Genomic DNA, 14,416 nt, shown 5'->3' with positions numbered 1-14,416 from the left:
GCTCCGCGCCTCACGGACTGGGGGCAAGCACGGGACGCAAGCCAGTGAAGGTGCCGCGGATGGCGGGGGTGTAGCTGAGGCGACGCGCTGAACGGCAATGGATCGCCGTGTCATACCAGCTGCCGCCCCGCAAGACGCGCTGGGAGCCCGATGTGGATAACGGGTCGGTGATCCCCTCAATATACGTATCGGTTTGCACATAGTTGTTGTCTTTCCAGTGGCAACTGTCCAGACACCATTCCCAGACATTGCCATGCACATCGTACAATCCCCAGGTGTTGGCTTTTTTAAGCCCCACCCCGTGCGAGGTCTCATCCGCATTCAGATCAAACCAGGCCACGTTTTCGATGCGGCCGTCAAAATCCCCCCGGGTTCCGGCCCGGGCCGCGTATTCCCATTCCGCCTCCGTGGGGAGCCGGTACGAATGGCCCGGGAGCAACCGTCCCGCCTTTGCCTCCCGGTCAGTCAGCCAGTTGCAGAAAGCCTGGGCATCATGCCAAGACACACCGCAGACCGGCCTTTCTTTGCCGGCCAGACTGTTCCGCCAGTGGTAGCCGGAACGGTATTGCCACTGGCCGTTGTATAAAACCACTGTGCCATCGTCAATGTCGGTTTCCGCGTCCGTTTTGTATCCGGTCGCATTGGCAAAGGCGGCAAAGTCCCGTTGCCGGATCTCATACCGGCTGACCCAGAACCCCTGGCTCAAAATCACCTTGTGAGCGCCGTTGTTATCTATGAGGCCTTCGTTGCCGCCATTGAATTTGTGGTCTCCCATGACAAAGGTCCCGGCGGCGACCGGCAGGAAAAGGAGGTCAAGGTCTGTTATGTAATGGCTTTTTCCCGGGGCCGGCACGGGGGGGTGTTGGGTCGCAGCAGAGACCATCCGGGGCCGGTGCAGGTTCGTGAGGGCAAACCATGCGTCATCGCTGCCCTCTTTGGTCAGTCCCTCATAAATTTTCATCCCTTCCACCTGCAACCAGGCATCCATGTTGGACAAAGGCTTTTGAAACACACGCCCGTTGCCGCCGGCAACGAGCAATTCCGAATCGTTCAGGCCGCACAGGCTCAGCACCCGCCCTTCTGAAAACGAAAAGGCTTCGAGCAGTCGTCCCTTTTCAACACTCCATAGCCGTATCCCGCCGTCAAACGAGGCCGAGGCAAGCAGTTTGCCCTGCTGGAGGATGGCCAGGGCGCAGATGCCGCCCGGGTGGTTTTGAAACAGCTTCACTTTCCTGTTTTCTTTGAGATCCCAGTGATAGATCACGCCCTCACTGTCCGCCAGAAAGGCGTGACTCCCGTCCGGGCTTATGGCTGCGGCCTGGAGATCGGCGCGATACCACCTGAAAGAGTGCCCGGTCAAGATCTGTTGTTTTTCCAGGTCCCAGTAATGCAGGGTGCCCCTGTCATCGGCAAGGCAGACCTGGCGGGGTCCGGTAAAGCCCAGAAACACACATTTTCCGAATCCGTCCGGGGGGGCAAGGCTGTGGAGTCGCCTGCCGGTTTCCGTGTGCCAGCAGTGGATGCCGCCGTCCATGGATGCCGACAAAAGCATGCTGCCGTCACTGGAAAGCGCCAGCGCCGCGATGGGGCTCGCCTGCGAAGGCATCTCTGTCACGGTGCTGCCGCTGCCCGGGTCCCAGACGTTGATATGCCCGTCCCGGTCGCCGGTCGCGGCTTTTGTGCCGGACGCGGCCACAGCGGTCACGTCTCCGATGTGGCCCGCGTAGATATCATATCCGTTTGCCGTGCCGGAATACCAGAATTTGATTTTCCCGTCAGTGCCCAGGCTCACGATGTGCTTTCCATCCGGCGATGCATCCAGGCCTGCGATCCTTTCCCGGTGCCCATAAATGGTGCGCAGGCATTTTCCCGTGTCCAGGTCCCATATCCGGAGGCTTTTGTCCGCGCTGCCCGTGAGAAAGCGGCTGTCCGACAAAGGGACCAGGGCCGCCACAGGTCCGGCATGGCCGCTGAAGGTCCGCACGCAGTCGCCGGATAAAAGCTCCCACAGTTTTATGGTGCCGTCCTCAGAGGCGGACAGGGCGTAAATGTCATGATAAAAGCTAAGCCCCGTGATGGGACCGGTATGGGCGGCCGATGGGTCGAACGGATTCCGGTTCGAGACCCTCTCTAGATCGATCTGCTCAAAGGTCTGGGCGTCCGTTCCAATCAGGGCCAGCGTTGTGTCACCTTCACTGAACAGGCTGACGGCGGACCCGGTGCCCGCGCCTCTGGACTGTCGGCGGATCATTTCACCGGTATAAAGGTTCCAGAACAGCACCTCCCCGCTGGTGTCGGCGGAAAGGATCTGCCCGCCGCCGGGACTGATGGCCAGGTCCGTGACACCGGCCTGATGGTCATTGAATGTACGCATCAGCTCCCCTTTTACCAGGTCCCAGATCTTTATTCCGCCCGCCGCATCTGCGCTTACGGCCCGGTTTCCCGGCCCCCATACCCGGATCACGCGGATCGCTGTGTCATGATTTCCAAGCACCTTCTCCTGTCGGCCCGTTTCCATGTCCCAGAGGGCTAACGTGCCGTCTTTTGTCCCCACAAGGACCCGCCGGTGGTCCGGCATCAGCGCCAGGGTCCGGGCCCCTGTTACCGTCATGGTGCGCAGGGGAGGCGGGTTGCTGCGCACGATGGCGGACAGGGCCAGATCCACCTCGCGCAGACTTTCGTTGTAACCTTGCAGTTTGGAACGGACCTCCAGCAGGGGGGCCCAGGCATCGAGGGCTTTTCCGAACTTGCGAAACTCATGGTATTTCTCGATCTGGCTCTGTAGAAACTTCTTTTCCACTTCCTGCCGCTGTGTATCTGCCTCATCCCGGGCGGCAATGGCTTCCTGTTTTTGTTCCATGGCCTCTTTTGACTTGATATTGGCAAGAATCCCCAGCCCGCTGGCGATCACCAGCAGCACCAGGGCCGCTGCCAGACCGGCAATGCTTCGCTGCATGGTTCGTTTGCGGGCTGCAGCCAGGTCCCGGGCCTGCTGCAGTTCCCGGTTGCGGAGTTGATTTTCCTGTTTGCGGCAGGCCCCCAGGTAGTCTTTATCCGAATCGGTCAGAAAGCCGGCCAGGCCCTTTCGGGCCTGCAGGGCTTCCGCATCCTCCAGCCGGCCGGCCTGGTGGGTCAGCCAGCCGGCTTCCCGGTCATTGGCTTCCCAGTCCCGGGTGGCTGCCTTCAGGGTTTCCAGGGCCGACAGTGCGGCCGTGTCTTCGGCCAGCCAGCCCCTCAGGGTGACCCACTGGCGCAGCAGGGCTTCGTGGGCCGGTTCGATGATCACCTCTCCCCGGTCGTTGGTGTCCGTGGCCAGCAGGCGGTGTTCCACAAAATGCCGGATCACGGCCCGGGCCTCTTCAGGCACCTCATCGAGCCGGGCCACCCGCCGGCGGGGCAGGCTGGTCTCCGGGTCGATGCCGGCCATCCAGGGAATCAATCCCCGGCGCAGCAGCGTGAGGCATTCTTCCTCTTTGTCCGGCAGGGCCGGGTTGGCCCGGGCATCTTTCAGGGCATTGTCCACGGCTTTCTGGATGGCGCCTTCAATCCCCCCCATGTCCCGGTATTCTTCCAGTCGCAGCGCCCCGTCCCCGGCATACTCCTCGTACAGCCGCCCTAAGGTGAAGGCCAGTAGGGGCAGGGCATCTCTGGCCCCGCTGCGGCCGGCATCCAAAAGCAGCTGCTGGGTCAGCTTCGGATCCAGGGCCAGGGGCCGGTCCGTGCCGTCCAGTGCTTTGGCCGGTTCTTCGATGATTTTCTGATAGGCCCCGGCCGGCAGGGGCGGCAGGCTGAAGGTCTGCTGGGGCATGCCTTCCAGCTCCGGCGAGCTTTGCAGATACCCGTAACTGTCCGAACGGATGGTGAACAGGACCATGAGCGGGGGCGCGTCCTCCGCCAGGAGCCCTTGCAGCAAAGACAGAAACCGGCAGGATTCTTCCCGGCCTTCCGCCATGAACAGCTCTTCCCCCTGGTCGACGGCCAGCACCGGCTGGGGCAGGTGCTGGCCCGTGCCCTTAAGATCAGGGACCGCCGCCGCCTGCACCAGTTCGTGCAGCAGGGGACCCAGTGCAGGAATCCCTCCGGAAATCATCGTTTTGATATGTTGGCGGGACTGGGGTACCTTTTTTGCCTGGCAGGCCTGGTACAGGGCTTCGGCCAGGCCGTAATTCCCGGAAAGCACGGCCTGTTCCGGCCGGATCACGGGCAGGGGATAAAAATACCGTTCATCCCGGCTCAGCCGGGGCAGGATCCCGGCCCGCAGAAACGAGGACTTGCCCGCCCCCGAAGCCCCCAGAATGGCCAGGAATCGGGGCGGTGCACTGCCGTGCAGCCCCCGCAGCCGCGCCATCAGATCGATCATGGGGGCTTCCCGGCCAAAAAAGATCCCTGCATCTGCCATATCCAGGGGCCGCAAGCCCCGATAGGGGGACCGCCGGGGATCATGCTCCGGGGGCCAGGCAAAAAACTTCGGTTCCAGTCCGGCCTTGACCAGGCCAGTTTTCAGGCGGGTCAGCGCGGACCGGGAAAAATACACATACCCCGGCCCTGAACTGCCGGGCAGATGCACTTCCCTGGCCTGGCCATGATCCGTGCCCGCCGCCAGGTTCACCACCTGCCAGCACACGGTCAGTTCTTCGGGCAGGTCGGCGATGGCAATATCTTCGATGAGCAGGATGAAACAGCGTTTGTTCAGCTTCTGGGCCAGGTGGAATTCCCGGCGGCACCATTCGGACTCCAGCCACTGCCGGCTGACCAGAAACAACACCGCATCACAGCGGCTGGCCGCCCGGTGCAGAGCAGATTCCCAGCGTTCTCCCGCGGCAATGCCCCGCTCGGGATCCAGGTCCAGAAAAACCTCGTCCCATCCCTGTTCCTGGAGCCAGTCGCAAACGGCCCGGGCCTCGGAGTTGTTCAGGCTGGAATGACTGATGAAAATGATGTTCATGGTTGGGTCTCCTTTACGTCCAGTATTCCCTTCATAAGCAGTTAATAAATATCAAATAGTTGAAGACTTCTGGAGTCATACTGGCTCATCGCCTTTAAGTTGCTTCATGTCTGGAGTATGCTTGTTTAAACCATTGCCGCCATTTTCGGCACAGGTCCGGTTGCCAGCCCCTTTCGTACTCCGGGTATGCCCGTGTCGATTTTTTCATCAAAGGGTTCTTTCATTTTAACTTTTCCAATAATTTTTTTGTCATTTTACCATTACTGGATAGCCGATGTTACAATTTAGTTCGTCCTTAAGCCGCAGCTGTTCCTCGGGGCTTAAAGAATCTAATATACCGGTTATTGGATTAAAGCGTTTCCCTGATAGCAAGTTTGCCATCCGTTGGATTTTTTTTTGGGGGGTTGGGCCTAATTTAAGAGCACCTAAAGGAACCTGCCAAATCCAGGCATTGCACTCTTCCGAAGTGGATACAACGAGTTTGCCATCGGACTTAAACACAGCAGAATTGATTTTGCCCTTATACATTATACTGTCTGTAACCGGTTTGCCCGTATTAACATCCCAAACCCGCATCGTCCCTTCAGTCAATGTAGATAGTAACTTACCGTCCGGGCTGAACACAGCGGAAACCACCATGCTCTCATGCCATATCGGTTCGGTAATGGAAATACCGGTGTTCGCGTCCCAGACTCGCGCCGTATTGCCCAAACCCGTGGTGACTATTAATCGGCCATCCCGGCTGAACACGACAGAAAACAAACACGACCCATGTTCACAGTCCTCATGTTGCATGGGTCTACCGACGGTCTTACCGGTGTTCAAATCCCAAACTTGTGCGGTATTTTCTGAAACTGTGACAATATGTCGGCCATCAGGGCTAAAGACTGCAGAACGTAGCCACGCATTATTCACCATAGTTTTACCTATTGGCTGGCCAGTTTGTGCATTCCAAATCTGGACAGTTTTATCCCAAGAGGCAGTAACGATCCATCGCCCATCCGGACTGAACAACGCAGTGTTAATCAAAGCATCATGCCGCATGGGCTTTCCCACGGGAATGCAGGATTCCGTACCCCATACCTGGGCGGTATCTCCTGAGGCTGTGACAATACTTTGTCCATTCGGACTGAATACTGCGCAACTAACTGACTTCTCGTGCCGTATGGATCCTTTGGCGGGTTGACCGGTCTTTACGTCCCAAACTCTAAGCGTGTTATCCGAGGTGATGGTCGCAACGTAGTGGCCTTTTGGGCTGAATATCGCTGATAACAAAAACTGATCATGCCTCAAGGGATCTCCGATGGGATTCCCGGTCGCAACATTCCAAAGCATTGCCTTGTTATCGGAAGAAGCAGAAACCATGCTTCGGGCGTCTGGGCTTAATACAGCAAAAATAACAGACTTATCATGCCGCATTAGTTCTCCTGAATACTTTTTGTCGTCTACTACCCAAATTCGTGCTGTCCCGTCATGAGAGGCGGTAAGGATTCGTCGGCTGTCTGGGCTGAAAGTTGCGAAACGTACTATTGTATTATGCCGCATGGGCTCGCCTACGGCTTTTCCGGTATCTGCATCCCAAACCCTTGCTGTCCCGTCATGAGAGGCAGTAACAATCTGCTGGCTGTCCGGGCTAAAAACTGCGGAATATACTATTCCATCATGTCGCATAGGTTCACTAAGGAGCTCTCCGGTGTTCGCATCCCACACCCATGCTGCATTCATTGTTCTCGTGACAACACGATGGCTGTCCGGACTGAATTTGGCAGCAAATATCTGCTCCTCAAGCTCTATGGGATTGCCTATCGGACTACACGTGTCTATGTCCCAAACCTGCGCCGTTTTAGGCCAAATTATCGAAAGAATACGATGGCCATTCGGGCTGAAAACAACGGAATCTATTCTTTTAAAATGCCGCATAGGAAGTCCAATCGGTTTAGCGGTCCCAACGTCCCAAATAAGTATTGTTCCATCATCAGCTGCTGTAGCGATAAAATGCGCATCCAAGCTGAAAGCAATGTCAGATAATTTTCCTTCAAACTGGATAAGTTTACCTAAAGGCTCTCCAGTGCTTGCATCCCATTTTCGTACTGTATTGTTCATAGATGCAGTGAGGATCCTCTGACTGTCCGGGCTAAAAACAGCAGCAGTTATAAAAGCATTATGCCTAAGAGGTTCACCTATAGAGGTACCGGTATGTGAATCCCATATCCTTGCATTACCGTCCCAGGACAAAGTGAGGATTCGTTTTCCATCCAAGCTGAAATCAGCAGAAATAACTTCTTTCTCTGAATGCATCGCTGCGGTAAGCGGTTTCCCTGTAAATGCATCCCAGACCCTTGCTGTATTGTCCCAAGACGATGTTGCCACTAGCCGTCCATTCGGGCTGAAGGCAGCTGAGAAAAGTGATTTCTCATGTCTCATGACCGCATCTGGTCTGAACCATTTTTGTTCATTAACCAACGAAGTGAAGCGGGCAAGAGCAGCCCTGTGGTCTGGATCGTAGTTTAAGGAACGGGATAGATAACACAAGGCGAGGTCGGATCGATCCTGATCGATCTTTTCACAGGCTATGAGAAAGTCAGACTGGGCTGCCTGCAAACGGATTTCTTTCTCCTTATTTATCGCCACCATACCGCCGGCAACCGCCAGCATGGCCAGCAGGGCGAATAACCCGGACAGTATCCTGGAGCGCCGGGCCCGCCTGCGTTCTTCTTTCTGGCAGTGATCACTGATGGTTTCCCGCTTGAGCCGCAGCAGAAAAGAGACCACCCCGGTAAACCCGTTTTCCCACCCCTCTTTTTCCGCTTCATCCCCGTCAGGGACCATGGAGGGCAGATTCCGGTCCGTGATCCGGCTGCCCTGTTCCAGAAGGGCATCACAGAGGCATTCCTTATCATCCTTTGATCCCACATTGCCCTTTAAAATCACCGGGACAATGGATTCCAGGGCATCTTCCCGGTCAGTGTTGGAAAGAAAATGGCGGATCTCTTTGTCTACCGGTCCGGAGGCGGCAGAGTCGGGGGAGCACAGCACAATCAGATACCGGGACTGGGAGATGGCCCCTTTGATGTTGTCCCAGTAATGGGCATGGTCCACTTCAAGGCTGGTTTTATCCCGGTAGACCGGGCGGATGTATCTGGGATGCCCGGGGCTGGTGGATTCATCCACCAGCTTGACCGGGAACCGGAACCACTCCAGCTTTTTTTGAAGCCATTTGGCCGCTTTACTGTCCTTTCGGGAATAGCTGATAAATGCGAAATATCTGTAGGTGATATGCTTCCTGATTTTCATAGAAACGATCCTCTAAGCATGTTACCTGTTAGGGCATTTTAGTTTTTCATAATCGCATATCGGTCAGCGCGAGACCTGATTCAACGTGTTTCTCTCTCTTTATCTCTAACAGACGCATGTTTTTGTTCGGAAAATGCCGCTTCAAACCACTGACGCCATTTTCGGCAGGCCTCAGGCTGCCAGCCATTCTGGATAAAAATATCAAAATCTGCCAATAGCCCATCACGCTCACCTGGCGATAGGGTCTGATTTTTGTTCAAATATTTTTGGTAGATGGAACCTGCTTTATTTACGTTTCCTGTAAGAAGGTACGCATGACCCAAATGCAGGGCTGAAGCATCTCCAGAGTGTGAGTCCAGCTCCCAGGCCTGTTGGATAAAGGGCAGGGCTTCTGAGAAACGTCCCTGAAGCAGAATAACCCAACCCAGACGGTCGTATGCCTCCGGAAAATCAGTCATAAAATGGATAACCTGTCTATAGTTCAATTCAGCAAGGGCCGGCTTATGCAGGACGTTATCGTAAATCCACCCGCGTGCCCATAGAGCATATTCAGATAGAATATCCAGGAAAAGCAGCTCTTCGCATTTTTTTATAGCGGCATCCCAATTTTTTTGCTTAATATCTGTCTCAATCCCATTGAGCAATCCATCTGCTTTATGGGTTTTTATAATTTGTGACAATACTATCAGGCGTTCCTCAGCATAAGGAAAACCGACTTGCTTGGCCTTTTGAAACCAATATCTGGCAAGATCGAAACGATTATCCTGAAGATACAGATTACCCATTTGCAGCATTGCTTTCCCATCCCCGGATTCAGCTTGGGCTAGCCAGGAAAAAGGATTTTTTTTTGACCATTTCGGCGGGCAGTTTTTTTCTCCGTATAGATTAGGTGATTTTTTTATAGGACGAAGGCTAAATGCACTCGTTTCCATATTGAATTCTGTTTTTTTTATTTCAATTTCTTGAGCCGGTAATGTGTTGTCTGAATAGATATAAGATAGGTCTCTGAAGACTATGGTTTCTTCCTCCAGTCCTAAGGCCAAGGTTTGTCCGTCAGTAGATAAACTTACCGTGGATATAGAATCATACTCAACAAAACGTTTTATGAGTTCTCCACTGGCAAGATTCCAGATCTGGACCTCATTTTTATCAGAAGATATCAAGAATTGATTATCTGGAGAGAAGGCCAGTGTTTTTACAGCCTCTGAATGACCGATTATTACTTTTTTGATCTCTCCAGTATTGAGTTTCCACAGCCGAATTCTGCCATTCACAGAACCTGAGGCCAAGATTCTGCCGTCCGTTGAAAAAGCACCTGCAGAGAAATCATTGGGAGGATTTTTCAGTACATATTTTTCCTGAGATGATGATACATCCCACAATTGGAGAGTCCCATTCACGTTTGAGGCCAGGAGATCTGCATCAGGGGAAAAAAACAAAGAAATGATTTCCCCAGACTGTCCTTTGATGGTGGTTTTGAGTTTTCCAGAAGACGTATTCCAAAGTTGTATGACGCCTTCTTCAAACCATGCAGCCAGGATTTGGCCGTCAAAAGAAAACTTCAATGATTTGAGCCCGGCAGAATGGCCTGCAAGCGAGACTTGTTCCCGGCCAGATATGAGATTCTGCAACCGAACGGTATTATTTGAGCCGAGAGCTACAAGCTTACAATCAGGGGATAACGCTTGAAAATCAATCCAATGTCCATGAAGGCTCATATCCTTTACCTTTTGTGATGACAGATCCAACAACCTGATTATACCTTCTCTTTGTCTGGATGCCAACGTTGTTCCATCATGGGAAAAAACAAGTTCCGACACAATTCCTCCGCCTTTTAGTTGAACGACGTTATTCTTTGGTGATAAATCCCATAACTGTAAGGTGCCATCATCTGATCCTATGGCTAATATCTTTCCATCAGGCGAAAACTGCATGGATCGATAATTTCCGGGATAGCCTTTGAGAGTCAATATCAGTTTTTGGGAAGCCATATCCCACAATTGCACAGAGGCAATCCTGACCGAGTCTGAGTAATCATTGGTTTCTAAAGCCAAGAATTGACCATCGGAGGAAAAGCACATATAGTTTGAGAAAACGCCTTTTGTAAGAACTCCCTTTGCATCTCCGGTGTTCACATCCCAAAATCGAACCATGCCATCGTCGATGGAAGCTGAAGCAAGTGTTTTGCTGTCAGGAGAAAAACACATATGATCTAAACTGTTTCCCCAACCATCTCCTTTAAGGGTTATTCTCTGGTTCTCGGAAGTCGGATTCCATAATACTATGGTACCGTTATTTAACGCCAAAGCCAGAATTTGACCATCTGGTGAGAAGCTCAAGGCGGCTATTCTGGAGTCTGTTTTCAACTCGGCCTTCAACTTTCCGGAAACTGTATCCCAAATAATGACAGATCGGTTAGCGCCAGAAGCCAGAAGTTTTCCATCTGGCGAAAAGGTGATCACTGAGATGCTTTTAGCATGACCATGGAGGGTCAAGCTCAATATCCCCCTGCCGGAATCTAAATTCCACAATTTAATGGTTGTGTCTGTTGAGCCTGATGCTAATGTGCCACCATCTGGTGAGAAAGCCAGACAGTTAACCCCTTTTTCATGACTCTGAAGATAAGACTTAACTTCTCCAGATATCACATCCCTTAGGATGACTCTCCCGTCCTGTGAACCAGAGGCGATTATTCTGGAATCCGGCGAGAAAGAGATGCTGTTAACACTGTTAAAATGCCCAGAAAACTCTGATTTGGCTTTTCCGGAGACTACATCCCACACTCGAATAGTTCTATCCATTGAACCCGACACCAATGTCTTACCATCTGGCGAAAAACTAAGGCTCGTAACTACTGAGGTGTGTCCATTTAGCCTTTTTTGGAGTTTTCCAGAAACCGCATCCCACAGTCGGATTGTCCTCCCCTCAACACATGATGCAAGGATTTTCCCGCCCGGGGAGAAAGCCATGGGCCTTGGGCCTTTTGGCAGCTTCCGGGGTTCTTGATATGCTTCATCTTTCAGGCTAACCGTTGTTTTATCCACTCCATTCCATACTCGGATGGTTCTATCTGACGAAGCTGAGCAAAGCCCCTTCCCGTCAGGAGAATAAAATACAGACTGAGTGACTCCGGAATGTCCTATATAAGTTTTTTTCAAATTTCCAGATTTGACATCCCACAATCTGATGGTTTTGTCTGTTGAGCCGGATGCAAGTGTCTTCCCATCCAGTGAATAACATAAGCTGGTTACTGTGCTATCATGCCCTGTAAGGGTCATTGTGGGCGTGCCGGAAACCACATCCCACAATTTGATGGTCCCATCTGATAAACCAGACGTAATTGTTCTGCCATCAGGCGAAAAAATAACAATTTCAATGCCGCTTTCACGTTTTGTAAATTCTGTTTTGACTTTTTTGGAAACCACGTCCCACAATACAACCATCCCGTTGGCGCAAGCTGAAACAAGTGTATTCCCGTCCGGAGAAAAGCTTAGATCGTTGATTTTTTTGTGTTCTTCAAATAAAAGTGTTCCGATAAGCTTTCCTGAATCGATATTCCACATGTGAATCATGCTGTCGCTTGAAGATGAAGCTATAGTTTTGCCGTCGGGAGAGAATGTCACCACCCTGATTGCCGAATCATGGTGGGCATTGGTAACAGCAGAATGGATCAAGGGATTAGATCGAACGTTATCCACAACAGTTTTGGCAAAGATCGTCTCTTTTTCCCCTTTTTCAGGATCAATATTCTCTATTGCGTACAATGCGCATAAATGTGCTTCATTGTAGTTGAGAACATCCTGTCTCAAAGCCTTTTTCAATTTCTCATAATAAATAATCCCAAAATTGTGACGGGCCTTTTTTAGGTTTTCAGTGGCCTCTCTGGCTCTCAGTTCAGCCTCTTTCGATTTTTGTTCGGCAATTCGTGACTGAATTAATGCATTTTCAGCTGCCTGATCTGCTCTGTTCATTTGTTCTATAGCAATTTGTTTCTCCTGTTTGACGGCATTAGTTTTTTTCCATGCAATCCCTCCTGCAATTATCGAAACAACCGCCAGGATCAGAAAGACGACACTGGCGATTTGAAAATTTTGAACACGTTTCTTTCTCTTCTTTTCATAGTATTTTGCAGATCTTTCGATATAATCCATCTGCTCGGCTGTCAGCTCATTCGACCATTTGATCTGAAGGACCATGGCTTCCTCTATGGCTATGCCTTCGGGCAGCAGCAGATCTTTGGGACGATCCTTTTCCAGCCAGTGTTTCAAGGCCTGGTCCAGTCTGGTCCGGGCTTGAAGGAACTCTCTGGCATCCATAAGCCACTGGTTCAATCGGGGCCAGCAGCGGATCAATGCTTCATGGGCCAGACGGATCACCACCTGATCACCTTGGGTTTTATGACTGATGAGCAGCCGGGCCTGGACAAACACTTCCAGAGCCAACTGCAGATCATTTTGCTGTCCACCGGAGACATCCAGATAGTCATTCAGGATCATGGGCTGGCTGGTGTATTCCTGGTCTTCACTGACCGTGACCAGGGCTCGGAACAGTTTGGGGACGATGTTTTGCGTTGGCTCCGGCAGTTGCTGCCAGATCTGTTCCGCCCGCTTGCCAAGCGCACCTTCCACGCCCCCTAAGGCCTCGTATAATTTAAAGGTCAACATTCCTTCCTGTGTCCGGTTTTCAAACAGCTCCCGCATCGTATATTCCAAAAGGGGCAGGGCTTCGGGATGATCAATGGCATCGTTTAATATCCGCTGGTCCAGACGTTCGCCGGTCTGAAGATCTTCCTCAAACTGGATGCCGGCCAGCCAGGCAGGTTCGGTGATGATGCGGTGAATATGGGCTTTTCCCGGGGGAAGCAGGTCATACTGACCCTGGCCTTGCTTGAGCTCAACCAGGCGGGGATACTCTTGAAGGCGGGCATAAAAATCACTGCGCAGGGTGGCCAGAATCCGGATCCTGCCGGTTCCGGACAGCACCTGAATGGCCTGGATGAACTGTGTAACCGTCTCTTTGGTCAAAGAGGTATGGGTAAACAGCTCTTCCAGTTGATCGATGAGCAGCAGCAGGCGGGTTTCTTCTGTTTTACCGTCATCTGTTTTTTTTAACACCGGTGCCAAGCCCATTTGATATGCCAGATCAGGATCTTTTTTCAGGCTTTCCGCTAAACTCTCAATACTCTGGCCGGTGCCGGCATATTCAGGCAGGGCGGTTTCAGAGACCAGGGTACGGGCCAATCCTGAGAACAGGTCTGAGGCATACTGTCCCGGGGTCATCACTGCATACCGGTAATGGACCGCACCGGTCTCAAAATATTTCAGGGCAGGGATCACCCCGGCCCGGGCCAGTGAGGATTTGCCGGAGCCGGATGCCCCCACGATCAGGACAAAGGCATGGCCTGCTTTGGCCTGGTGGTCCAGGGCCACCTGGATGTCGGAAATTTCCTGCTCCCGGCCGAAAAAGATCTGTTCATGGGCCACATCAAAGACTTCCAGACCGCGGTAGGGAGCGCCTTTTTCCGAAATATCCCAGCCTTGCGCCGGCACAGCACTTTCTTTGACAATTTCATCCAGAACGTTTTGCAAATGGACACGCAGCCGGTTGGCAAAGGTGGCCGGGGCATCAAAACTATGGAAGGCCCGGATATTGGTGCCGGTGTCTGCATCATAAAAATGCTCCTGGATAAAGTGCTCCACCTGCTCCCGCTGTTCCACCATCTGCTTTAGATCCCGGGTGGATTTTCCCCGCTGGATCCTGTGGAATCCTTCTTCGTCGCTGCGGAAATAGGCCAGTATCTGGGGCCGCCCGGGGCCCTCTTTTTCAAGGCAGGCATCCCTGGCCCGAAGCATCAGGTCAAATTCCCGCTCTGTACCGGATCGGTATAGACTCCCGTCCGTTCTTGTTATTCTCTTCCCCAGAGGAGATCCCAGCCGGGACCAGAGAATAAACACGGCAATGTCAATCCCCCGGTCATGGGAGATCACCCAGTCAATGCCTTCCTGAAACGAGGTGTCCGCGCTTAAAGGCAAGTCTTCCCAGAGCAGTGATAAAAGCTCCAGCCGTCCCAGATACCGGCGCTGAAGACGTCGAATCACTTCTCTGGCTTTTTCTCTTTCTTCCTGGACATCCCCGGGGGATGAAATGAAAATGCGGATGGTTTTCATGGGAGTTTTC

Annotated in this window: 3 protein-coding genes; all 3 read right to left on the bottom strand. The window is 52.5% G+C overall.

Features of this window, described 5'->3' with window-relative positions; genetic code table 11:
* Positions 1 to 10: 10 nt before the first annotated feature.
* Positions 11 to 4,945, bottom strand: coding sequence for an nSTAND1 domain-containing NTPase (locus K365_RS26735; protein ID WP_024335514.1), 4,935 nt, complete (start codon positions 4,943 to 4,945; stop codon positions 11 to 13).
* Between the two features lie 249 nt (positions 4,946 to 5,194).
* A complete protein-coding gene (locus tag K365_RS26730) occupies positions 5,195 to 8,239 on the bottom strand; it encodes a toll/interleukin-1 receptor domain-containing protein (protein ID WP_024335513.1) in 3,045 nt (1,014 codons plus the stop codon).
* An 80-nt stretch (positions 8,240 to 8,319) separates the two neighbouring features.
* On the bottom strand, positions 8,320 to 14,406 hold the full coding sequence (locus K365_RS0116735) for an nSTAND1 domain-containing NTPase (protein WP_024335512.1): 6,087 nt from the start codon (positions 14,404 to 14,406) through the stop codon (positions 8,320 to 8,322).
* Positions 14,407 to 14,416: the final 10 nt, after the last annotated feature.

Origin of the sequence: Desulfotignum balticum DSM 7044 (assembly GCF_000421285.1) — a bacterium.
Taxonomy (GTDB): Bacteria; Desulfobacterota; Desulfobacteria; order Desulfobacterales; family Desulfobacteraceae; genus Desulfotignum; species Desulfotignum balticum.
Note: the sequence above shows the minus strand (reverse complement) of the source record. Positions and strands in the feature narration are given on the sequence as shown.